This window comes from Trebonia kvetii (assembly GCF_007827045.1).
Lineage (GTDB): Bacteria > Actinomycetota > Actinomycetes > Streptosporangiales > Streptosporangiaceae > Trebonia > Trebonia kvetii.
Genome location: NZ_RPFW01000002.1, coordinates 994,997 through 1,017,794, shown reverse-complemented (window position 1 = coordinate 1,017,794; position 22,798 = coordinate 994,997). Strand labels below are relative to the sequence as shown.

Here is a 22,798-nt window from a genome sequence, read left to right as displayed (position 1 = left end):
GACGCTATGCTCCGCCTCGTCGAGCGCCGTTACCCGGATGACAAGGACTGACCGCCATCACCGAGCCCGATTCCCGCACCGCACGGCAGCGCGTATTCCTAGTCTCCCTCGCGGAGGACGCGGACGTGCTGCCCCGCTTCCGCGCCGCCTTCGCCAGGGCGTTCACCGGAAGCGACGCCACCGCTTACGACGTCGACTTCGCCCACGAGACCCCGGTCGGCCCGGGCATCGTCGGCATCGCCATCGCCCCGCCGGTCACGCTCACCGCGGCGCACCTGGCAGCGCTGCCCGACCTGCGGATCGCCGCGGTCGCGTCGGCCGGCTACGACCACGTGGACGCCGCCGGCCTCGCCGCCCGCGCCATCCCGATGACCCACACGCCCGGCTACTGCGACATCGAGGTGGCCGACCACGCGATCGCGATGGCCTGCGCGCTGCTGCGCAACCTGCAGGCAGGCGACGCGCACGTCAGGGCGGGCGGCTGGTCGTCGCGCGCGGTCCACGCCAGGCGCATCACCGGCGCCACCCTCGGCATCGTCGGGCTCGGCCGCACCGGCGCCCTGGTCGCGCAGCGGGCCGCGGGCCTCGGCATGCGCGTCATCGCCTGGGCGCCGCGCACCCCGGCTGACAAGGCCAGCGCGCTCGGCGCCCAGCCCGTCGCGACCCTGGCGGAGCTCCTCGCGGCCAGCGACGTCGTCACCCTGCACGTCCCGCTCACCCCGGACACCAAGCACCTCATCAACGCTGACGCACTAGCCCTGATGCGCCCGGGCGCGGCCCTGGTCAACTGCGGACGCGGCGGCCTCGTCGACGACGCGGCGCTGCGCGCCGCCCTCGACTCCGGTCACCTGTCCGGCGCGGCGCTCGACGTCCTCGACACCGAACCGCCGCCGCCGGACCACCCCGCACTCGGCCTGCCGCGGACGATCATCACCCCGCACCTTGCCTGGCTCTCACCGGAATCGGAGTTCGCCTCCTACGAGATGGCCGCCGCCGCCATCGCAACCCTGCTCGGCGGAGGCGTCCCCGATCACCTGGTGCCAGGGCAGGCCAAGGTGGGAGCATAACAGGAACACCTGACGAAATTGCCGGGACATTCCCCTGAGATGCAGAAACTGGCGGCACTTCGCCCGGTGAATTAGCGAGATCCTAGCAAGCAATTGTGCGGGTAAACGGCACGGGATGAATTCGGCCCGCGAAATAATGTCGCGCACCTTATCCGTGCTGCGATGCCCCATATGCCGGAATAGTCCGCCTGGTCCGGTGGTTCACGTGCTCGTGACTGAACTCAGTGCCGACGAGGCAGGACTCCCGCTGACGCTGCTTGACGGGACCGACGCGACCCCGCTGTTGTCCCCGGTCGAGGTGGCGGGCCTGAAGCTACGTAACCGCTTGGTGATGGCCCCGATGACCCGGCAGTTCTCTCCGGACGGCGTCCCCGGCGAGGACGTGGCCGCCTACTACGCCCGCCGGGCCGCGTCACTAGGACTGCTGATCACCGAGGGCACCTACGTGGATGAGACAGCGGGCGGCTCCCGCGAGGTGCCGCGGTTCTTCGGCGAGCGGCAACTGGCCGGCTGGCGGAACGTGGCCGCCGCCGTGCACGCCGAGGGCGGCGCGATCTTCCCGCAACTGTGGCACATCGGATCGCAGCGCAGGCCGGGCACCGGCCCCTTTCCCGACGCGCCGGTGATCTCCCCGTCGGGCATCAGCGCAGCCGGCGACACAGTGGGGGAGCCGGCCACTCCCGCGGCACTGGAGGCGGTCGCCGCCTCCTTCGCCCGCGCCGCGGCCGCGGCGCGGGACCTCGGCTTCGACGGGGTGGAACTGCATGGCGCGCACGGTTACCTGCTCGACCAGTTCCACTGGCCGCACACCAACCGGCGGACGGACGGCTACGGCGGCGGCGTCGCCGGCCGGGTCAGGTTCAGCGCCGAGGTGGCCGCTGCCGTCAGGGACGCGGTCGGGCCCGAGTTCCCGGTGGCGTTCCGGTTTTCCCAGTGGAAGGGGGGTCACTACGACGCGCGGATCGCCGGGGACCCGGCCGAACTCGAGGCGTTCCTCGCGCCGCTCGCCACGGCCGGGGTGTCGATATTCCACGTCTCCAGTCGCCGCTACTGGCTGCCCGCCTTCGACGGCAGCCGGCGCACCCTAGCCGGCTGGACCAGGCACCTGACCGGCCTGCCGGTGATCGCGGTCGGCTCGGTCGGCGTCCAGGCCCCGTTCCTCGGCGTCTCCGACGACGGCAAGACGCAGGCCGAGCGGCAGCGGAGCCTGTCACTCGCGCCGCTCGTCGGCCTGATCGAGCGCGGCGAGTTCGACCTGGTGGCGATGGGCCGCGCCGTGCTCGCCGACCACGCCTGGGCCGCCAAGCTCGCCGACGGCCAGCTCTCGGAGATCCGCCTGTACGACAAGTCCGCCGACTCTTCCCTCTTCTGACCGCCCGGCGCTAAGGATGTGCCGTAGGGCCGTCCAGGGCCGGCTCACCGATACATCCTTACCGGACGGCCGCGCGCGCCAGCTTCCTGTGCAGCGGCGGCATCGCCGCCGGGAGTTCGTCCAGGGTGAACAGCCGCGCCTCGAGGATCTCCTGCTCGTCGAGCACGAGACCGTCGATGCCGCCGTCGAGGGTCGCCTCGAAGTACACCTCGGCCTTGTACCTGAAGCCGCTGCGCACCTCCACGAGCCGCCCGACGCGAACCGTCAGCCCGGTCTCCTCGCGGACCTCGCGCACCACCGTGTCCTGGAACCGCTCGCCCCGCCTGGCGAACCCGCTGGGGAACCCCCACGGGGCGTCCGCCGTCCAGAGCCGGTGGCGCAGCAGCAGCACCCGCCCGCCATCGGCCCTGACCACCCCGGTGACACCGACCGCGAACCGCGCGTGCAGCCGGTAGGCGAGCCACCCCTGAAGCGGCCCTGCTGCATGCCAGGCCCGCACAAGCAGGTCACGCACCGGCGGCCGCCGGGAGGACGGGCGCCATGGTCACCGACGCCTCCACCGTGACGCCGACCTCGGGCAGATCGCGTAGCCGTTCGCGCAGTTCCGCGTTGAACGCGCCGCGTTCCGCCGCCGGCCAGCTGAGCGAGGTGGCCCTGGTGTTCTCCACGCCGATCACGTCCTGCGCCTGCCGCGTGATCCGGTGCGGGAACGTCCGCTCGGCAGCCGGGCCGAACAGGCCGCTGCCGCCGATCGCCGCGCTGTCCGCCGACCTGGTCACCCAGGCCCCGGCAGTGCCGGCCCGGGCCAGCCACATCGCGTCGAGCGCGGACCCGAGCGGCTCGTCGTACCGCTCGTCGTAGCCCGCCACCGCCAGCCAGCCGCCCGGCCGCAGCAGCCGGGCCGCCTTGCGGAACCGGACTTCGGGATCGATCCAGTGGAACGCCGCCCCGGCGATGACAAGGCCGAAGGTTCCCGGCGCCGCGTCAAGCTCCTCGAACGCGACGGCACGGAACGTGACGCGGCCCGCACCGATGCGTTCGCTCACGACCTCGATCATCGCCGCGCCGAGGTCGATGGCGGTCAGCGCGAACCCGAACGGCAGCAGCGCCTGCGTGAGCTGGCCGGTTCCGCACCCCACCTCAAGGACCGGATCGCCTGCGCCGACCGAGGCAGTCGCCGCGACGAAGCCGGTCAGCTCTGGCGGGTAGCCGGGCCGAGTCGCCTGGTACAGCTGGGCCACGTCGTCGAACAGCGCCCGCTGGTAGCGCCGCTTGTTCCGTTCGGTCTCATCCTCAGCTTCCTCGGCAGGCACGCGTCCATCATGCACTGGTGCGCTGAGTTCCCCGGTCGGTACGCTCCGTTTTGCGACGGCGGGAAACGTCGCAGAGATGCCGGCGGACGGAGGCGCGATGTTCAAGAGCAGCGAGGAAAAGGAAGCCGAGCGGAAGGAACGCGAGGCGGAAAGGGTGCGCGAGGAGGCCGAACGGGCGGAGGAGGCGCGGGTGGCCGAGGAACAGCGCAAGCGCGCCGCGTTCCTGGCGACCCCGGTAGGCTCGGCCACGGCGGCGAAGAAGGCGGGTCACCGCTTCTTCGAGGTCCAGCTTCAGGTCGGCGGGCACGAGGGCACCGCGGGCTTCGGCAGCACGACAAGCCGCCGCAGCGCGTCGAGCTCCGCGGCGACGCTTGAGGAGATCGAGAAGCTCGGCTGGCATCTCGAGCACGCCAGCTACTTCTTCATGATCACCAGGGAGTCGAGCACCGACCACTTCATGGCAACCGGCCAGTCCACCGCGATCACCGGCGTCACGGTGGGCGTCTATCTGTTCAGGAACACCAACGTCGGCAGCTCAGGGGAGTAGGCCGCAGGAAAAGACGTTGCCACCAGGCAGGCCGCCGGGTACCGTTCCCGCGCGTGGGACATGTCGAGGTGGCGCACGTCAGCCACGTTCTCCCGGACGGCCGGCTGCTGCTAGACGACGCCTCATTCAAGATCCCCGACGGGGCGACCGCGGCCATCGTCGGGCCTAACGGCGCGGGCAAGACGACCCTGCTGCGGATGATCGCCGGCGACCTCACCCCGGCCGAGGGCACGGTGGCGGTCAGCGGCGGCCTCGGCGTCATGCGCCAGTTCGTCGGCGGCCCGCAGGCCCAGGGCACCACAGTCCGCGACCTGCTGCTTTCGGTCTCGCCGAAGCAGGTGCAGGAGGCAGCGCAGCGGCTCGACGACACCGAGCTCGCGATGATGGAGCGCGACGACGAGCCGACGCAGCTCCGCTACGCCAGCGCACTCAACGACTACGCCGAGGCCGGCGGCTACGACCAGGAGGTCCACTGGGACGAGTGCTGCGTCGCCGCCATCAAGCAGCCCTACGACGCGGTCAAGTGGCGCGAGGTCGACACCCTGTCCGGCGGCCAGCAAAAACGCCTCGTTCTTGAGTCGCTGCTGCGCAGCGGCACGTTCGGCACGCTGCTGCTCGACGAGCCTGACAACTACCTCGACGTGCCGGGCAAGCGCTGGCTTGAGGGCCAGCTCGCAAGCACGCCCAAGACGGTGCTGCTCGTCAGCCACGACCGCGAGCTCCTCAACGCCTGCGCGCAGCGCATCGTGACCGTCGAGGACAGCAAGACCTGGGTGCACGGCGGCGGCTTCAAGACCTACGCGCAGGCCCGCCTCGACCGCATCGAGCGCCTCGAGGAGCTGCGCCGCCGCTGGGACGAGGAGCACGAGAAGATCAAGGAACTGGTCCGCATGTACCGGATCAAGGCCAGCCACAACGACGCCATGGCCTCACGCCTGCAGGCCGCGATGACCAGGCTCGCCAAGTTCGAGGAGATCGGCCCTCCCGAGGAACCGCCACGCGAGCAGCACATCAAGGTCAGGCTGAAAGGCTCGCGGACGGGCCGCCGCGCCGTCATGGTGGAACGGCTCGCGGTCAATGGGACCACGACCCCGTTCGGTGCTGAGATCTGGTACGGCGACCGGGTGGCGATTCTCGGCGGGAACGGCAGCGGAAAGTCCACCTTCCTGCGCCTGCTCGGCGGTGAGCCGCTGCCGCACGAGGGCAGCGCCAGGCTCGGCGCCCGTGTGGTGCCAGGCATGTTCGCGCAGACCCATTCACGCCCGGACCTGGCCGGCCGCAGCCCGGTCGAGATCGTGATGACCGAGCACGCGCAGCTGATGACCGAGGCGATGAAGGCCCTGGCGCGCTACGAGCTGCACAAGTGTGCCAAGCAGCCGTTCGGCACCCTGTCCGGCGGCCAGCAGGCGCGCCTGCAGATCCTGCTGCTCGAACTCGGCGGCGCGACCCTGCTGCTGCTCGACGAGCCGACGGACAACCTGGACCTCCCGTCAGCCGACGCGCTGCAGGCTGGCCTCGACGCCTACCAGGGCACGGTGCTCGCGGTCACCCACGACCGCTGGTTCGCCGCGTCGTTCGACCGCTTCCTCGTCTTCGCCCCCGACGGCACCGTCAAGGAGTCCACGGACCCGGTCTGGGACTGAGATCAAGGATCTACGGAACGGGTGCGGCTGACTCAGTCGGCAGCACGGCTTCCGCCTCGATCTCGACCACCCAGGCCGGGTCGAGCAAACCGGCCACGATGACCGCGGTCGCGGCGGGCCGGATCTCACCGAACACCGCGCCGTGCGCCCGGGCGACCCCCTGCCAGTGCTCCGCGCCGGTCAGGTACATCCGGGTGCGGACCACGTCCCGACCGCCCTGTGCGGCTCACTATTCTCTCGCGCCATCGCCAGGCCTCCTTGCCGGCGGCTCCAGCCCAACTTCCACGCCCATGATGGCACCGCGCAGACGGCCACATCAGTCTGCCTGCCGCGTGATCGTGGCCGACCGGAAGTCGTCTGGGTAGGAAAGTGTAACCGTAAGGACAGCCTGTCTGAGCAGCGCTGAATAATAAATAGTAGTAGAGTTCGAGTATCAAGAAAAGTAGTACATAAGTGCAGATGGGAGGCGGAATGGACGGGCGGTCGGGTGAAACTCACGGCGAGGGCGAGGAGCCCGACCGTGACGCCGCTCCGCATGTGCCTGACTCGCCGATCATCGGATTCGGGGACGGCGGAGAGTGGGACACCTGCCCGCCGTCGGCCGCGCTCGCCGCCGCGGCGGAGGGGGCCTCTGGCCCTGAGTGGCGCTGTCCCGGCACGACCGATGACCAGCTCGTCGGGCTGCTGCGCCGGTGGGCGGCGCTCGAGTCGTGGGCAACGGCCGGCCGTCTTGGCGTGATCAGGGAGATGATGCGCCGCGAGGACACGCCTGGCCTCCCGGGCAACAGGCACGGCGACCTGCCTGACGCGTGGAGCGAATCGCTGGAGTACGAGGTGGCCGCCGCGCTCGCCGTCTCGGTCCAGTCGGTGAGCGCCACCGCGCAGCTGGCCTGGGACCTGCAGGCGCGACTCCCCGGCATCGGTGCGAAACTGGCAGACGGCACTCTCAGCTACGTCAAGGCGATGCTCATCGCCAAGGAGCTCAGCGTGCTCACCGAGGACGACGCGGCGACCGCCGAGGCGCTGGTTCTCGGCCGCCTCGCCGAGACACCGGCGCTGACTCCCGGCCAGCTTGCGAGGCTTGCCGCCGAGACGGCGGTTGCCGTCGACCCCGATGGCGCCGAGCGCCGCAGGGAGACGGCGGAAAAGCTCGACATCCGCGTCCGGCTGTGGCGCGAGCAGTCCGGCGCCGCCGCCCTCGCCGGACGCAATCTCCCCACCGATGAGGCACTGGCCGCGTACGCCAGCGTCGCCGCCCGAACGGCTGAGTACCAGGCGTCGAAGGCGTTCCCCGATGCCACGACTGACCAACTCCGCGCGATGGCCTATCTCGACCTGCTCAACGGCGTCGCAGCACACGACCGCATCGCGCAGGCGCAGGCGACCGCCGAAGGTGACAGGGACAGCGCCGGTGAAAGCGACGGCACAGCCGACGCCGAACGTAGCAGGGACGGCGCCGGTGAAAGCGATGCCACGGCCGATGCCCGGCGCGACGATGAGATCCCGCCGGACGGCCCCGCCGGTCCCGCCGGTCCCGCCGGTCCTGGCGTTCCTGCCGGTCCTGGCGGTCCCGGTGATCCCGGCCGCTTCGGCCGCGCCAAGCAGGCCGAGCCACCCCGCCCGACGGAACTGGTAATCCCGCTGTCGACGCTTCTCGGCCTGGCCAGCCTGCCCGGTGAATGTCACAGCCTCGGCCCCATCGATGCCGCCCTGTGCCGCGATCTTGCCGTCACCGCCGCCAACAGCCTCCGCAGCGGATGGTGCGTGACCATCCTGGACGAGCACGGCTTCGCGATTGGGCATGGCTGCGCCCGCCTGGCACGGGGCGACAAGGCAACCTGGAAGTCGTGGCCAGGCCAGCCGGACCCGACGGCCGGGAGCCTGACGGTGCTGCCGTCCCGGGTGAACCTGACGATCTCGGCCAGCGCGCTGAGCAGCCTCGCGGCCCAAGGCTCCGCGCCTCACACTGACGATCCGTCGTCACGCCCGCCCCCCGGCTGGGCGTTCGCTCCCCGCCGTGGACACGGTGACGCGAACGGTGACGGGAACGGAGACGGGACATGCCCGCCGGGAATCAAGAGCCCGCCTGGGCCCGGCGCCACCCTGGGAACCTCCTGGACGCTCACCCTGCCCGGCGGTCGCACGCTGACCGTGACGTTCGAACAGGTGGCCACCTACGCGTGCGACCACGCCCGCGAGTCGAACGCCTATCAGCCGAACGACAGCCTCCGCCACCTCGTACAGGTCCGCGACGGCACCTGTACGTTCCCGTCTTGCTCCCGCCACGCACGGGACACCGACTTCGAGCACGCCCTCCCGTATGACCAGGGCGGCCGAACCTGCGCATGCAACGCGGGCGCCCGCTCAAGGAAATGCCATCGCGTCAAGCAATCACCAGGCTGGAACGTCACCCAGCCGAAGCCCGGCTGGCACCAGTGGAGCGCGCCAAGCGGCCGGACCTACACGCAAGAACCCAAGCGGTATCCGGCCTGACGGCTCACCCGGACGGCTCACCCGGGCAGCGCTCACCCGGGCAACGGCTCACCCAGGCAACGGCTGACCCGGGCAACAGCTCACCCGGGCGCATCCATGCTGATATGCGGGAGCATCGCCTGGACCTGAGCGACCTCCGCCGGAGGCATCGGGCCATCGTCGCCGAATTCATCCAAGCCCGTCAGGTTGGTGAGTGCTGGCATGTCGGCCGCGAACCGGAACATCGGTGCGGTCAGCCCTGCTCTTTCGATGTGCAGGTGGCGCAGCTTCGGCAGGCGGATCAGCTGCCGCAGGCCATGCTCGGTGTATGACCCGTCCATGAGTGACAGGTATTCGAGGTTCGGCAGGTCCGCGATCAGGGACAGCGCGTGGTCGTTGAGGAGCCCGGGACCGTCCTCGATGGCCGAGTCGCCGTAAAGGGCCAGCGATTCGAGTGCCCTCAGTTTCGCGATCACGGACGGTACGGCTTCATCGAGGTTGTCGATGTAAAGGTCAAGGCGCAGCAGGCCCGGCGCGAGATGAGCCACCGTGGCGAAGGAAGCCGGGACGGTGTTTCCCACGCTAAGGCTATACACGCTATCCACCGGTAGCCCGCGGATGAACTCCAGGTCCACGGGGTCGTTGCCCGCCGCGACGCTGTAGCCGGCGTCTCCCCAGATGCTCCTGGTGTTACGGAGCGCGCGGTCGGGCATTTCATGGTGCCAGGTAACCCGCCATTCGTGCCTGGCGGGACGCGCGCGCCGCAGGAGACGCTGGCTCAGCGGCACCGCCGGCTGCGGCCCGGATCCGGCCGGGGTCGCCTCGACTTCGAAGGGGCCCACCGGCTGATCGCCGCTGAAGACGCTGACCTCGGCGACCGGGTACACCGTGAGGCTCACCGCCGTTCCGTCCGGCACTTCAACCGCGCCGATGGCGAGCAGATGACCCCACTCGCCCGGATCCGCAGGATCCCAGAAGACCTCGCCCACCGCGATCCCGGGGGGAAACCGCAGCACGGTCACCAGGCTCCCTCGTCGCTCGCGGGACCCTCGTTGGCGAGGAAGGCGTGCACCTCTTCGGCGATCACCGCGGGGTATTCGAGCGGGGCGTAGTGTCCAACGCCGTCCACGAAACGCAGCCGGGCCTGGCTGAAGAACTCGCCGACCCGGTCCGACCACTCCCGGGGGAACAACGGGTCATGCTCGGGCCACAGCACGGCAGTGGGCGTGGCGAGCCGGTCCTCCGGCGCGGGCGTGGTCTCGGCGGCGGCCCGCGCGGCTGTCCCCGCGCCCGCCCGGTACCACTGGACCGACGCGGTGAACGCGCCGGGCGGGCCGTAGACGGAGACCAGGTGGTCGAGGTGCTCATCGGAAACCGTGAACGACGGCCCGGACCAGTGCTCCCAGAAGTGCCGCAGGTATGCGCGTACCGCGTCCGGCTTCCCGTCGACGAGCGCCTCGGACAGCGGCAGCCGGTGGAACGACTGATACCAGAACTCCCGCAACGGTCTCGGCCCGAACACGCGCGCGCCGACCCCGGGCAGCGGCGGGCAGATCACCATCGCCCGGACCAGGTCCGGGCGAGCCCGGGCGAGCTCCTGTGCGATCCGGCTGCCGATGTCGTAGCCGACCACGACCGCGGGTTCCAGCCCGAGCGTGGTGATCAGGTCCGCGACGCCGCGCGCCTGGGCCGCGCCGCTGTACTGCTCCGCCGGGTCCTCGACGACGTGCTTGTCCGACGCGCCGAAGCCGCGCAGGTCCGGGACGAGCACCCGGCAGCCGGACAGCAGCGGCACCAGGTCACGGTAGTCGGTCCTGTCGCCTGGCCACCCGTGCAGCAGCACCACCGCGGGTCCGCTGCCCGCCAGGTCATATGCGAGCGAAAACCCATCGACCGCCACGATACGAACCTCCCGCCGCTCGACGTACTGCCTGCCGTGCCCATCGTCGCAGACCCGCCCGCGCCCCGTGCGGCACGCTGCCGCGCCCCACCCGCCGCGAGTCGTCAGGCTGGCTTCGCGTACACGACGACCTGGCTCGGGCTCGCCGCGGTGAACGGCGAGCGGTCCCAGCCGGCCCAGCGGGCTTCCACCCGGAGCCCGGCCAGCCGCGCCATCAGGTCAAGCTCGGACGGCCACACGTAGCGGTACTGACCCGACGCCTGGACCCACTGCCCGTCGAGGAGGGTGCAGTGATGCGAGGACAACAGCTGGCCGACCGGGTCGTCGTGCGTGTCGATCCCGACGTGGCCGGGGGACAGGTCGAAGATCCGTCCCTGCTCGCCTGGCGCGATCCGCGGCGCGGACGGCACCTCCACCTCGAGGACGAACCGGCCGCCCGGCCGCAGGTGAGCGGCGGCGTTGGCGAAGACGGCGACCTGCTCGTCCTGCGTGGTCAGGTTCTCGCCCCGCGCGATGGCTGGCATGCTTCCGCCATGGTCGGCAGCGATGGCGGGCTCTGGCGTGGCGCGGCACAGCGCCGGGGCCAGCGCAGACGCGGTCGCCACCCCGGCCTGCGTATCACCGATCGGGGCTGGCGAGTCATGTAAACGATCAGCCTAGGCACGACGCCTGGTCGCCGGTGACGCGATCGTGGTAGTCATATGCCGGCGGCCACCATTCGCTCAGCCGGGGGGATGCAGGGATGGCGCCACCGGGGTCCGGACTGGACCTGAAGCACCGTATTCGCCGCTGGCATCCGCTGCGGCCGGCGATGATGCAGTCGCTGGCTGTGCTGGACCATGCGGATGAGGAGACGATTGCCCGTTACCAGGACCGGCGGCTGCGGCTGCTGGTTCGCCTGGCGGCGGCCCGCTCGCCGTTCTACCGCGAGTGGTTCCGGGAGGCCGGGCTGGACCCAGGGTCCGTCCGGACGGTGGCCGATCTTGCCCGGCTGCCGCTGCTGGACCGCAGTCACCTCGTCACGGGAGCGGAGCGGTTTCTGGTCTACCCGGACCGACTGGTGTGGAAGGCTCATTCGAGCGGTACCTCCGGGGCTCCGGTTACCTGCTACCGGACTGCGGGGTCGTCGGTTTTCGAGCTCAGTGTCCTGGAGCGGCAGTGGGGCTGGTTCGGTCTGGACCGCAGCCCGCGCCGTGTCATCCTGAGGGGGGCCTTCTCCGCCGGACCGGGCGAGCCGCCGGCGAAGCTGCTGCCGGGTGCCCGCCAGCTGCTGGTGTGGAGTTTCGGGCTGACCCCGCGGACGCTGCCGGCCGTGGTCGAGGCCATCCGCAGCTTCCGTCCCGACGCCATCGAGGGATGGCCGTCGGCGATCACGGTGCTGGCATCGCTGCTGCATGATCAGGGGCTGACCGTGCCGGTCCGGGCCGTCATCACGTCGTCGGAGGTGACCTCCGCGGCGCAGGAGGAGCTGATGCGCGCGGTGTTCCGGGGGCCGGTCGTCGATCATTACGGGCAGGCTGAACGGGTCGCCATGGCCGGAAGCTGTGAGGCCGGCGGGTACCACGTGTTCCCCGACTACGGCATCGTGGAACTGCTGCCCGTGCCCGGGACCAGCGACAGCTGGGAGATCGTCGGGACGGCCCTGCACAACTGGGGATTCCCGCTGTTCCGGTACCGCACCGGCGACCATGTAAGGTCCACCGGCCCCGGCCCGTGCCGGTGCCTGTGCGGCCGCGCCTACCCGGCCCTGGGACGCATCGACGGAAGAGTCTCGGACTGCTTCACCAGCGCCGACGGCCGCCCCCTCCCGATGCCCTCGATAGTGACCACCGACCTCGCAAATGTCCGCGCGGCCCAGATAGCCCAGCGGGCACCCGGCCGCTTCGAGGTCAGGGTAGTGCCGACAGCAGGCTCCGACCTTCAGGCGCTGACCGCCCAGGTCCGGGCGAACGTAGACCGCTACTTCGGGCCGGGACAAGCCGTCACTGTCCGCGTCGTCGACGCCATCCCGAGAACCCGCGACGGCAAGCTGAAGAATGCCGTGATCGACCCGGACGTCCCCGCCCCCACCTCCGCGCCTGACAGCGACAAGTCCCGATGCCCCGGCGCGATCGCCTACGGTTCACATCCCGGTGAGGTTTCTCCTCGCCGGGGCCGGCGATGAGCGCGGGCGGGCACTGGCGTGACGCCGTGTGCGCGCCGGGGTAGACCAGGTACACCAGGCTGAACTCGCCGGGTACCCGGGTGGTGGCCATGTCCCCGACGGTGACGGGCACCGCCGCCGCCCCCGGCTTGCGACGGTGCATCTCCGCCATGTGGGGTGGTTTTCGCTCAGGTCAGACGCGCGGGTCAGGCGCGCGGGTCAGACGCCGCCGGGCTCTCAGCCGTGCAGCGCCGGCACGACGAAGCGCAGTGCCGCGTAGCCGACTGGCACGCCGACGAGCACCGCGCAGATCGCCAGGTTCACCGCCCAGTACCGCAGGAACACCGCCGCGAACTCCCGCAGCATCCCGCTCGGCCGGTAGTAGCCGGCCACTCGCGCCCCGGTGACCTGCCCGCGGATGCCGAGGCGGCGCGCGATCATCGCAGCCCGGAAGGCGTGGAAGTCGCTGGTCACGATCGTGCACCGGGCGCGAGGCTGGACCTGGTCCATGATCGCCTTGCTGAACAGCAGGTTCTCCTCGGTGTTCCGCGACCGCTCCTCGAGCAGCAGGTGGTCGGCGGAAAACCCGCGCTCCACCAGGTAAGCGGCCATCGCGGTGGCCTCGGGCACCCGCTCGTCGTCCCCCTTGCCGCCGGACACGATCAGCAGCGGACCCGGCCCGCTGGCCCGCCGGTTGAGGGAGTTCCAGAGCTCGTGTCCCCGGTCGAGCCGGCTGGCGAGCAACGGCGGCACCTTCCCGCCAGCGCCGAGGCCCGCGCCGAGCACGATCACGAAATCCGAACCGCCCGTCCGTGCGACGAGCCCATACACGAACGCGTAGCAGACGTAGGACACGAGCAGGAACGACACGTAGGCGAATACCAGGTTGGCGACCGTGGCGAACAACGACAGCTTGATGTTCTCGGCGCGGGCGGCCACCACGTCGAGCCCGATCACCACGAAGACAGACGCTCCGGCGAGCAGGGACAGCAGGTTCGCTGGCCGCAGGCTCTCCCGCCTGATCATGGTCATCCCGTTGACCAGCAGATAGCAGCCGATCACGAACGGCACCAGCGCCACGGCGACGACCAGGGCGAACAGCAGGTGATGCGGGGTCCTGCCCGGCGTGTCCGCGAGCCGTTCCGCGAGGCCGAGCGCGCCGAGCGCCAGCGCGAGACCCAGCAGCACGGCGTTGCCGAAGGCCCGCGGCTCGCGGACCACCCCCGCGAGGAACACGAGGAAAACAAGGCCGGCGAGCCCAAGCGTGACCACTCCACCACCGTATCCATATCCACTGAACGGTTGCTGAGATTAGCCGCTCCACACCGCGACGCGCCGGGGTCGTGCCGTCCTCGCGTCAGCCACGGGCCGGGCTGGCGGCCAGCGTCTCCGCGTGCGCCTCCCAGGCGACAGCGAGGCGTTCCGCGGCCAACTCGAGCGTGCTCGGCTGCTCCGCGAACGACAGCCGGACAAATTGACCGTGCCGCCCGTCGGCGCACGCCGCGCCGCCTGCCATCACGGTCACGCCGTGCCGTGCCGCGGCGAGCGCGAAGGCGTCGGCGCTGTCGAGGGGGAGCTTGGCCCACAGGGACAGGCCGGCCTCCGGCGGCCGGACGCGCCAGGCGGGCAGGTGCGCCGCGAGCAGCGCGACGACCAGGTCGCGGCGGTGGGTGAGCGCGGCGCGGTGCGCGGCGAGCCAGCCGGCGTCGATGCCGGCCAGGAGCTGGGCGGCGAGCGCCTGGGTGAGCACCGGGGTGCCCAGGTTGAGCGCGGACTTGCGCGCGATGACGGCGGACCGCACCGGCTCGCCCGCACGGATCCAGCCGACACGCAGTCCGCCCCAGAGCACCTTGGAGACAGAGCCGACCGCGATCACCCGGGTGGACAGGGCGGCGAGCGGCGGTGGCGCGCCGGGGCCGCCGTGCGCAGCCGCGCCGAGCACCAGGTCGGCGAGCGTCAGGTCCTCCACCACGGTGACCCGGCCCGCGTCGGCGATCGCGGCGATCGCCTGGCGCCGCAGCCACGGCATCACCGTCCCCGCCGGGTTGTGTCCGGTCGGCATGACGAAGGCGACGCCGCCTGGCACCCGGCCCGCCCGTTCGATCGCGTTCGCGTCCTCGCCCGCCGCGTCCGCGGGCACCGTCACGAGCTGCGCCCGCGTGCCTGCCATGGCGGCGCGCAGCCCGGGATACAGCGGGCAGCTCACCAGCACCCTGTTGCCCGGCAAGACCCGGCCGAGCAGCCACAGCGCCTCCTGCGCGCCGGAGGTGACGATGAGCTGGTCCGGATCCGTGGGCAGGCCCTGGCGCTCGGTCAGGTGCCGCGCCACCTCGGCGCGCAACGCGGGCAGGCCGACCGGATCCAGGCCGTGGCCGTCGAGAGCGCCCCAGGCGGCGTCCAGGTCCACCGGGGGCAGGTGCCGCAGGTCGCCGGGCGCGGACACCGACAGGTCGATGGTCTCCCGGTCTTCGGCGACCCGGCGCAGCAGCATGGTGGCGACGCTGCCCGCCGCGGGCCTGGCTGCCCACGACGGCCGGCCCGCCACGAAGGTGCCCGCGCCCTGGCGGCGCGTCAGCACCCCGGCCTCGACGAGCTGATCGAAGCAGGCGACGACGGTGCCGCGGGAGGTGCCGGTCACCGCGGCCAGCGTCCGCTCGGCGGGCACCCGGGTGCCGCGGGGAAGCGTCTGCTGGTCGACCGCCTCGAGCAGGGCGGCGGCGAGCCTGGCGTACCTGGGGCCGGGCCGGCCGCGCCAGCCCGCGAAGACCACCTCGGCCCACCAGCTCAGATCCTGGTCCATTTCTCTATATTGGCACTGTCGCCAGACGGAAAGGGTGCGGCAGTGTGGTTGTCATGGAACCGACCGTCACTCTGGCCCGCCGCTTCTGGGCGGCGATCGAGCCGATCCATTCCGTCGTCTACTTCGCGCCCGAGCCCCTGGAGGCGGCGCGCAAGACCGGTCTGCGCGGCTTCTGGATGAGCTATTTCGCGGGCAGGGTCGCGCCGCTGGGGCCGCTGCCCGCCCCGGCCGTGGAGGCGATGACCTACGGGTTCTCGCCTGCCATCGTGTCCCGTGCCATCCCCGACGCGTGGAAGTTCGCCTCGGCGGAGTCGGTGCTCGCGGCGCGGCTGGAAAGCGCTCCCGAGGCGCTGCGGCGGCACGTGGACGGCCCGCTGCTTGCCAGGGCCGGCGAGCTGGCCGACCTGCTGTGGCAGGCGGTGGAGGGCTGCCGGTTCGACGGCAGGCCGCTCGCCGCCGCGTGGGCGGGCGTGCCGCGCCCGGCCGATCAGGTCGGCGCGCTGTGGCTGGCCACCACGGTGCTGCGCGAGCACCGCGGCGACGGTCACGTGCTCGCGGGCGTCGCGCACGGGCTGCGCGGGCTCGACGCGACGGTGACGTTCGCGGCGACCGGGGCGATCACCCGCGCCATGATCCAGCCGACCCGCGGCTGGACCGATGAGGACTGGGCACAGTCATCGCGACGGCTCGCCGCCCGCGGACTGCTCGACTCCGGCGGCCGGCTCACCAAGACCGGCGGCGCGCTCCGCCGCGAGGTGGAGGACCTAACTGACCGGCTGGCCGCCGGTCCGGTGGAACGGCTTGGCTCGACCGGCGTGGAGCTGGCCATCGAGCTGGCCACGCCGGTCAGCCGCCACCTGATGGACACCGGGCTCATCCCGCTGCCGAACCCGATCGGCGCGCCGCGGCCATGATCGCGACGGGCGGGGCCCAGGCAGGCCTTGTCACCATCCGTCAGGCCGCGCCGGGCGACCGCGACGCGCTGACCGAGATGTTCGACCGGTGCACGGCGCAGACCAGGTACCGCAGGTTCCACGGCGGCGTCACGGTATTCCCGCGGCGCTACCTCGCCGAGGCGCTGTCGCGCAGCCCGGTGCACCACGCGCTCATCGCATCCGCGCGCGATGGGACGGGCGATATGACGGACAGCACAGTGGAGGACCCCGCTGGGCAGACCATCGTCGCCCTGGCAAGCTGCCGCGTGGTCGAGGAGGGCATGGCCGAGGTCGGCATCCTCGTCGAGGACACCTGGCAGCGGCACGGCGTCGGCTCCGCCCTGCTCGACGAGCTCGCCGCCCACGCGAAAGCCATCGGGCTGCGCGCGCTCACCGCGCAGCTGCTCACCGAACAGGCATGGACGGCGGGCATGCTGGCCCGTTACGGGCCCATCAAGCGGAGCCCCGCGTCGCGCGGCGTCGTCACGGTAACGGTCCGGCTGGCGCCAGGCGATGCGCCACGCGGGGCACCAGCCGGACCGCGGCTCAGCTGTCGACCTGCGGCGACTCGGTCCGCGTCCGCTTGAGCTCGAAGAAGAACGGGTTCGATGCGAGCATCAGTGCGCCGTCGAACATCCGGACCGCCTCCTCGCCCCGCGGCACCCGGGTGATCACCGGGCCGAAGAACGCCACGCCGTCGATGTGGATGGTCGGCGTGCCGACCTCGTCGCCGACCGGGTCCATGCCGCGGTGGTGCGACGCGATCAGCGCCTCGTCGTACGACGTGGAGTCCGCCGCCTCGGCGAGCGCCGGGTCCAGACCGCATTCGGTCAGTGCCTCGACGTACAGGTCGTGGCCGAAGTCACGCTTTTCGATGTGCCGCTTGGTGCCGAGCGCGGTGTACAGGTCGCGCAGCACGGCGGTGCCGTATTTCTGCTCCGCGGCGATGCAGATGCGGACCGGCCCCCAGTTCTTCGCGAGCATCGCCTTGTACTGCTCGGGGAGGTTCTCGCGGCCGGAGTTGAGCACGGAAAGCGACATCACGCGGAACGTCAGGTCGATGTCGCGGTCCTTCTCCACCTCCAGGATCCAGCGCGAGCTGACCCAGGCGAACGGGCAGGCCGGGTCGAAGTAGAAGTCGACAACAGGCTTTGCGGGAGAAGTAGCTGTCATGTCACCCACTCTATTCGGGCGCCACAAGACGCAAGACGCCGCAGTCGCCCGCCGGCTCAGGGTTAACCCTGAGATGTCCCCGAAGTGCCGCCAGGCGGTGGCCTCCCGACCTATATACCGAGTATGCTACTCGCAGTTATACGGGGTTCTATAGCGGAGAAGGGGACTGCATGAGCGTCCGTCACGCGCTGCTCGCGCTGCTCAGCGATGGCCCGAAGTACGGCCTTCAGCTGCGCGAGGAATTCGAGGCCAACACCGGCCAGGTGTGGCCGCTCAACGTCGGGCAGGTCTACACGACGCTGCAGCGGCTCGAGCGCGACGGCCTGGTCACGGCTCTGACAGACACAGAAGAGCTGGAGCCCGGGCCGCAGAAGGCCTACCGGATCACCGAGGCGGGGACGACCGAGCTAGCGCACTGGCTGCGCGTGCCGCCCGACCTGTCCACCCCGCCGCGCGACGACCTGGTGATGAAGGTGCTGATCGCGGTGCGGGTGCCGGACACCGACGTGTCCGAGGTCATCCAGGCGCACCGCCGTTACCTGATCCAGCTGATGCAGGAGTGGACCAGGCTGAAGGAGGACGACAACGGCAACGACGTCGCGTTCTCCCTGGTCGTCGACTCCGAGCTGTTCCGGCTTGACTCCGTCGTCCGCTGGCTCGACGCCGCGGAGGCCCGGCTGCGCCGCGCCCTGGCCGACGGATGGAACCCCGCCCGGGCGGTGACGGCCCTCAAGGGCGCCGCCGGGCTGCCTACCCGACCCACGATGGGAGTAAGGCGATGAGCGTTCTCGAACTACGATCCGTATCCAAGGTGCACGGCCGCGGCGCCGCCGAGGTGCAGGCGCTGCGCGACGTGTCGCTGACCGTCGCCGCCGGCGAGATGGTCGCCGTCATGGGCCCCTCCGGGTCGGGTAAGTCTTCCCTGCTGACGATCGCGGGCACGCTGGAGGAGCCGACTTCCGGCGTGGTCCTCGTCAACGGCGAGGACACGCTGCGGATGTCCCCTGGCGCGAAGTCGCGGATACGCCGCCGCGCTATCGGCTACGTCTTCCAGGACTTCAACCTGCTGCCAGGCCTCACCGCGGCGGAGAATGTGTCGCTGCCGCTCGAGCTCGACGGCACCTCCATGCGCAAGGCGCACCTGGCCGCGCTGAAGGCCCTTGAGGAACTCGGCCTCGCCGACCGGGCCCGCCACTTCCCCGACCAGATGTCTGGCGGCGAGCGGCAGCGGGTCGCGATCGCCCGCGCGGTCGTCGGGGAGCGGACGCTGCTGCTCGCCGACGAGCCGTCCGGCGCGCTCGACTCGGTGAACGGCGAGTCGGTGATGCGGCTCATCCACAGCTACTGCAAGCGCGGCGTGGCCGCCGTGGTGGTCACCCACGACGCGCAGCTCGCCTCCTGGGCGGACCGGATCGTGTTCCTGCGCGACGGTCGCTTCGTCGACCAGACGGCCGCGCCGGCCGGCCCGGAATCGCTGCTTGAGCAGTCGTCATGAGCATGAGCACGTACGCGCGCGAGGACCGGCAGGCCCGCGAGCCCGAGGACCCACGCCGCGCCGCGGGGGCGCGCCGCGCGCTGTCCCGCTGGGCCCTGCGCCTCGCGCTGCGCGAATGGCGGCAGCGGGTCCTGATCGTGGTGCTGATCGCGGTGGCCACCGCCGCGACGCTGCTCGGCATCGCGGTCGGCTCCGCGACGCCGGGCACTCCGAACGCCGGGACGTTCGGCACCGCGCGGACCAGGGTCGAGCTGCCTGGCAGCACCCCGCACCTGGCCAGCGTCATCGCCAGGATCGAGAAGGCCTACGGCGCCGGGAGCGTCATCGAGGACCTGCCGATAACCACCGGGCAGGCAGGCGGCGCCGACCTGCGCGCGCAGGACCCGTCGGCGCCCTACACCAGGCCGCTGCTCGCACTCGACTCCGGGCATTACCCGGCAAGTGCGGGACAGGTGGCGGTTACCGCCGGGCTTGCGCGGCTCTACAGCCTCCGCGTGGGTTCGGCCTGGCACGTGCCCCCGGGGGCGGGCGCAGCGGCAGGCCGGATCTTCGCGGTGACCGGCATCGTGGAGGACCCATCCAACCTGCTCGACGAGTTCGCGCTCGTCGCGCCTGGCCAGCTTGCCAGCCCGGGCGACGTGCGGATCTTCCTCGGCATCTCAATGGACTCCGCCGCCGCGTCAGCAGCGGGCAACGTCATACCGAGAAGCGCGATCGTCTCCGCGCCCGAGCCAAGTAACGCTCTGGTGTCCCCGGCGACCGTGGTGCTCGTGGTCTCAGTGCTCGGCCTGGTCTTCATCGGCCTGGTCGCCACGGCCGCGTTCACCGTCATGGCGCAGCGCAGGCAGCGGGCGCTCGGCATGCTCTCTTCGCTCGGCGCGACCGAGGCCGACGTGCGGTTCGTGCTGATCGCCGACGGCCTGCTGGCCGGCCTGGCGGGCGCGGCCATCGGCGCGGCCGCGGCGGCCGGCGCGTGGTTCTGGTACTACCCGCACCTGGAGACCGCCACCGCGCACCGCACCGATCCGCTCGCGCTGCCCTGGCCGGCGATCATCATTGGCCTGCTGCTCGCGGTCGCCACGTCGGTCATCGCCGCCGTGTGGCCGGGCCGCGCGGTGGCCAAGGTGCCCGTGGTCTCCGCGATCTCCGGCCGGGTCGACCCGCCGCAGCTGATCACCAGGTCGCTGCGGCCTGGCATCCTGTTCCTCGTCGGCGGCCTGTTCCTGCTGTTCGTTTCCGGCGGCTGGGACGACGGCGGCGGCAACAGCGGCAGGTACGCCATCCTGGCCGGCCTGATCTGCTGCGAGATCGCCTCCGCGCTGCTCGCGCCGTTCCTGGTGGACCGGCTTGCCCGGCTGGCCTGGCGCGCGCCGCTGGCGAGCAGGCTCGCCGTCCGCGACCTGGAACGGTACCGGTCACGGTCGGGCGCGGCGATGGCGGCGGTGTCGTTCGCGGTCTTCATCGCCACCATCGCGATCATCATCGCCAGCGTCAGGTTCGACGACGCGCTCGACTACACCGCGCCGAACATGACCTCGAGCCAGCTCATCTTCTACACGCCTGGCAACGACCTGACCCAGGTCAGTCCCGGGCAGTTCACCCCGGCCGCCAAGCTGGCCGCCGCCAAGGCGCAGGCGGACACCCTCGCGGCGCAACTGCACGCCCCGGCGCCGCTCGAGCTCGACGTGCCGGTCAGCGTCCACGTGTCGATGCCCGGCCAGCCGACGCAGAACCAGTTCGGCACGATCATCTCGCTGCACGGCCGCGGCTTCGGCGGCACGACGTGGGTGGCCACGCCGGCGCTGCTCAAGGCGTTCGGCATCAGCCCGGGCGAGGTTGACCCGCGGGCTGACGTGCTCACCGTGCGCGCCGGGCTGCCCTCGACGGGCGGCCTCGCGCTGGTCAACGGCGCGTACCTGGGCAATCCGCCGAACGAGCCGTGCCCGGCGGGCCTGTGCATACTCAGCCCGGTCATCCAGGAGGTAAGCAAGCTGCCTGCAGGCACCTCGATGCCGAACACCGTAATCACCGAGCGGGCGGTCAGGGCGCTGCACGAGACGCCCGTCCCCGTCGGCTGGCTGATCCAGGCGCCTGCCGCGCTCACCCCGGCGCAGATCAACGGAGCCCGCCAGGCTGCGCTGTCCGCCGGTGCCACCGTGGAGACCAAGAACGGGCAGCTCAGCCTCGGGGAGATCAGCAACGGCGCCACACTCGGCGGCCTGCTGCTCGCCCTCGGCGTGCTGTCGATGACCGTCGGCCTCATCCGCAGCGAGACCGCCCGCGACCTGCGGACGCTCACCGCCGCCGGGGCGAGCGCGCGCACCAGGCGGGCGCTGACCGGGGTCACCGCCGGGGTGCTCGGCCTGCTCGGCGCCGGCCTCGGTGCCGTCGCCGCCATCCTCGCCGGGGTCGTCTGGGCGCACTCGAGCCTCATCCAGACCTTCGGTAACGTCCCCTGGCAGGACATCGGACTGCTGGTCATCGGCATGCCGCTGATCGCCGCGATCGCGGGCTGGCTGCTCGGCGGCCGCGCGCCGTCCGCCGTCTCAGGCCAGCCACTCGAATAGGGGATAACAGCAACAAGCGCGCGAAGCGCGCAGCAGTTCCCCGCTGACGGCGAAGCATGAACCCGTTCCGGATGATCAAAGACATGAGCCGGAACGGGTTCATGCCATGCCCGGCCACCGTCAGCGCCTCCAATCTCGCCGGCACGCCGCTCCTCGCTGCGCGCTTGTTGAAAGCGGTTCTTATGCGCGAGGCGTCGCGATCCCGGAGAACCATGGCGATTTTCGATGGATCTCCGCCTGTTAGGTCGTCCCGCAAGGCGCCTGACTCGGGTTGTCTGGAACAAGCCGCCGTGCGCGAGACCACGGCGAGAGAACGGAGTCTGCCGAAAGGACAACGATCATGCATGCCCGAATCAACATGCTGGCCGGGGACCCGGCCATGCTCGGTGAGGCCACCCGCTACCTGGAGGGAACCGTCCGGCCGGACGTCGAGGGCCAGCACGGCAACCGGGGCCTCGCCTGCCTTGTCAACGCCGACCTCGGCACCTGCATCGTCGCCTCCTACTGGGACAGCGCCGACGCCATGACGGCCAGCGAGCAGGCCGTCCAGGTCGCCCGCAAGGAGATGGCCGAAATGGTGCGCGGCTCGGTGACGATCGAGCACTACGAGGTACCCGTCTTCGTCCGGCGCAGCCGCCCAGCACGCGGCGCTGGCGTTCGCCTCGCCCGCGTCGAATGCGCTCCCGGGAACATTGACGCGTTCATCGAGGAGTTCCGTAACAGCGCGGCACCGGAGCTGATGGACCTGCCGGGGCTGGCAAGCGCGCATATGCTGACCGACCGCACCAGCGGGCGCTGCATCGTCATTACCGCCTGGCAGGACATGGCCGCCCTCGCCACGAGCCGCGCGGCCAGCGCCCGGCTCCGCGCCGACGCGGCGGCGGTTATGCACCTGCAGGTCCGCGCCGTCGAGGAGTACGAACTCGTATTCACCTCGATCCGCGACGGGGACACCAGGTCGCTGATCGAGCGCGACGTCGAGCTCTGGAACACCAAGGACTACGAAGGCTGGATGGCCGGGATGGACCTGTTCCGGATGTCGACGCAAGCGCCCGGCGGAATGCGTATGACAGGCAGGGAGGCGGCGGAGACGATCTGGAACACCTGGCAGCAGGCGTTCCCGGACAATCAGCTCGAGACCCTCGCCATCCATGCCGACGACCGGGGCGGCGTGCACGAGTTCCGCGCCACCGGCACGCACACCGGCACGCTGCGCGGCCCGGCCGGCGAGATACCGGCGACTGGCAGGACCGTGCGGATGGACGCCTGCGACGTCTACGAGTGCGATGGAGGCAAGATCACCAGCGTCCACCTCTTCTTCGACCAGACGGAGCTACTTCGACAGCTCGGGCTGACCGCCGGGAGCTGACC

21 protein-coding genes are annotated in these 22,798 nt (G+C 71.2%); 12 read left to right on the top strand and 9 right to left on the bottom strand.

Features of this window, described 5'->3' with window-relative positions:
- Nucleotides 1–125 precede the first annotated feature (125 nt).
- Both EAS64_RS13335 and EAS64_RS13330 read left to right on the top strand, forming a co-directional pair.
- Entirely contained in the window at nt 126–1,067 is a 942-nt protein-coding gene (locus tag EAS64_RS13335; RefSeq protein ID WP_187365891.1) for an NAD(P)-dependent oxidoreductase, read from the top strand.
- A gap of 205 nt (nt 1,068–1,272) precedes the next feature.
- Nucleotides 1,273–2,439 carry an oxidoreductase gene (locus EAS64_RS13330; protein WP_246115655.1) on the top strand — a complete coding sequence of 389 codons (1,167 nt, stop codon included), beginning with the start codon at nt 1,273–1,275 and terminating at the stop codon, nt 2,437–2,439.
- 58 nt (nt 2,440–2,497) lie between these two features.
- Here EAS64_RS13330 and EAS64_RS13325 read toward each other — a convergent pair whose 3' ends face one another.
- Nucleotides 2,498–2,953, bottom strand: a complete 456-nt coding sequence (locus EAS64_RS13325; protein WP_145853211.1) for an NUDIX domain-containing protein — start codon at nt 2,951–2,953, stop codon at nt 2,498–2,500.
- Nucleotides 2,946–3,752, bottom strand: a complete 807-nt coding sequence (locus EAS64_RS13320) for a class I SAM-dependent methyltransferase (protein WP_187365890.1) — start codon at nt 3,750–3,752, stop codon at nt 2,946–2,948. The genes EAS64_RS13325 and EAS64_RS13320 overlap by 8 nt, the downstream gene beginning before the upstream one ends.
- Nucleotides 3,753–3,828: 76 nt before the next feature.
- Between EAS64_RS13320 and EAS64_RS13315 the strand changes: the two genes are divergently transcribed.
- Together EAS64_RS13315 and EAS64_RS46700 are read left to right on the top strand one after the other, a co-directional pair.
- Complete coding sequence (locus EAS64_RS13315) at nt 3,829–4,299, top strand: hypothetical protein (protein WP_187365889.1); 471 nt, start codon at nt 3,829–3,831, stop codon at nt 4,297–4,299.
- Between the two features lie 53 nt (nt 4,300–4,352).
- Complete coding sequence (locus EAS64_RS46700) at nt 4,353–5,942, top strand: ABC-F family ATP-binding cassette domain-containing protein (protein ID WP_145853208.1); 1,590 nt, start codon at nt 4,353–4,355, stop codon at nt 5,940–5,942.
- Between the two features lie 10 nt (nt 5,943–5,952).
- Here the strand turns inward: EAS64_RS46700 and EAS64_RS13305 are convergent, their stop codons facing one another.
- Complete coding sequence (locus EAS64_RS13305) at nt 5,953–6,147, bottom strand: Rid family hydrolase (protein WP_246115654.1); 195 nt, start codon at nt 6,145–6,147, stop codon at nt 5,953–5,955.
- Between the two features lie 266 nt (nt 6,148–6,413).
- On the opposite strand from EAS64_RS13305, the gene EAS64_RS13300 reads away from it, so the two are divergent.
- Nucleotides 6,414–8,435, top strand: a complete 2,022-nt coding sequence (locus EAS64_RS13300) for a DUF222 domain-containing protein (RefSeq protein ID WP_187365888.1) — start codon at nt 6,414–6,416, stop codon at nt 8,433–8,435.
- An 80-nt stretch (nt 8,436–8,515) separates the two neighbouring features.
- Here the strand turns inward: EAS64_RS13300 and EAS64_RS13295 are convergent, their stop codons facing one another.
- The 3 genes from EAS64_RS13295 to EAS64_RS13285 all read right to left on the bottom strand — a co-directional run bounded on the left by EAS64_RS13295 (nt 8,516) and on the right by EAS64_RS13285 (nt 10,919).
- Nucleotides 8,516–9,436 (bottom strand): leucine-rich repeat domain-containing protein, encoded by a 921-nt coding sequence (locus tag EAS64_RS13295; RefSeq protein WP_145853206.1) that lies wholly within the window; start codon nt 9,434–9,436, stop codon nt 8,516–8,518.
- A complete protein-coding gene (locus EAS64_RS13290; RefSeq protein ID WP_222849274.1) occupies nt 9,433–10,314 on the bottom strand; it encodes an alpha/beta fold hydrolase in 882 nt (293 codons plus the stop codon). The genes EAS64_RS13295 and EAS64_RS13290 overlap by 4 nt, the downstream gene beginning before the upstream one ends.
- A 104-nt stretch (nt 10,315–10,418) precedes the next feature.
- Nucleotides 10,419–10,919 (bottom strand): hypothetical protein, encoded by a 501-nt coding sequence (locus EAS64_RS13285; RefSeq protein WP_145853204.1) that lies wholly within the window; start codon nt 10,917–10,919, stop codon nt 10,419–10,421.
- Nucleotides 10,920–11,056: 137 nt separating this feature from the next.
- Between EAS64_RS13285 and EAS64_RS13280 the strand changes: the two genes are divergently transcribed.
- The gene (locus tag EAS64_RS13280) at nt 11,057–12,478 is read left to right on the top strand and encodes a phenylacetate--CoA ligase family protein (RefSeq protein ID WP_187365887.1); all 1,422 of its coding nucleotides are present in this window, start codon (nt 11,057–11,059) and stop codon (nt 12,476–12,478) included.
- Between the two features lie 216 nt (nt 12,479–12,694).
- Here the strand turns inward: EAS64_RS13280 and EAS64_RS13270 are convergent, their stop codons facing one another.
- Nucleotides 12,695–13,729: a YdcF family protein gene (locus tag EAS64_RS13270; protein ID WP_145853203.1), complete on the bottom strand. Its 1,035-nt coding sequence runs from the start codon at nt 13,727–13,729 to the stop codon at nt 12,695–12,697.
- Between the two features lie 85 nt (nt 13,730–13,814).
- Entirely contained in the window at nt 13,815–15,257 is a 1,443-nt protein-coding gene (locus tag EAS64_RS13265; RefSeq protein ID WP_145853202.1) for an aminotransferase-like domain-containing protein, read from the bottom strand.
- Nucleotides 15,258–15,310: 53 nt separating this feature from the next.
- Between EAS64_RS13265 and EAS64_RS13260 the strand changes: the two genes are divergently transcribed.
- Nucleotides 15,311–16,171, top strand: a complete 861-nt coding sequence (locus EAS64_RS13260; protein ID WP_145853201.1) for an SCO6745 family protein — start codon at nt 15,311–15,313, stop codon at nt 16,169–16,171.
- The gene (locus tag EAS64_RS13255; protein ID WP_145853200.1) at nt 16,168–16,779 is read left to right on the top strand and encodes a GNAT family N-acetyltransferase; all 612 of its coding nucleotides are present in this window, start codon (nt 16,168–16,170) and stop codon (nt 16,777–16,779) included. Before EAS64_RS13260 ends, EAS64_RS13255 begins: the two co-directional genes overlap by 4 nt.
- Here the strand turns inward: EAS64_RS13255 and EAS64_RS13250 are convergent.
- Nucleotides 16,739–17,365 carry a mycothiol-dependent nitroreductase Rv2466c family protein gene (locus EAS64_RS13250; protein WP_145853199.1) on the bottom strand — a complete coding sequence of 209 codons (627 nt, stop codon included), beginning with the start codon at nt 17,363–17,365 and terminating at the stop codon, nt 16,739–16,741. The two genes, EAS64_RS13255 and EAS64_RS13250, sit on opposite strands and share 41 nt — an antisense overlap.
- Before the next feature lie 170 nt (nt 17,366–17,535).
- Here EAS64_RS13250 and EAS64_RS13245 point away from each other — a divergent pair, with 170 nt between their 5' ends.
- From EAS64_RS13245 to EAS64_RS13230, 4 genes are all read left to right on the top strand, one after another.
- On the top strand, nt 17,536–18,147 hold the full coding sequence (locus EAS64_RS13245) for a PadR family transcriptional regulator (protein ID WP_145853198.1): 612 nt from the start codon (nt 17,536–17,538) through the stop codon (nt 18,145–18,147).
- Nucleotides 18,144–18,860 carry an ABC transporter ATP-binding protein gene (locus tag EAS64_RS13240; RefSeq protein WP_145853197.1) on the top strand — a complete coding sequence of 239 codons (717 nt, stop codon included), beginning with the start codon at nt 18,144–18,146 and terminating at the stop codon, nt 18,858–18,860. Before EAS64_RS13245 ends, EAS64_RS13240 begins: the two co-directional genes overlap by 4 nt.
- Nucleotides 18,857–21,427 carry an FtsX-like permease family protein gene (locus EAS64_RS13235; protein ID WP_145853196.1) on the top strand — a complete coding sequence of 857 codons (2,571 nt, stop codon included), beginning with the start codon at nt 18,857–18,859 and terminating at the stop codon, nt 21,425–21,427. The genes EAS64_RS13240 and EAS64_RS13235 overlap by 4 nt, the downstream gene beginning before the upstream one ends.
- Before the next feature lie 340 nt (nt 21,428–21,767).
- On the top strand, nt 21,768–22,796 hold the full coding sequence (locus EAS64_RS13230; protein WP_187365886.1) for an ester cyclase: 1,029 nt from the start codon (nt 21,768–21,770) through the stop codon (nt 22,794–22,796).
- The last annotated feature ends 2 nt before the right edge of the window (nt 22,797–22,798 follow it).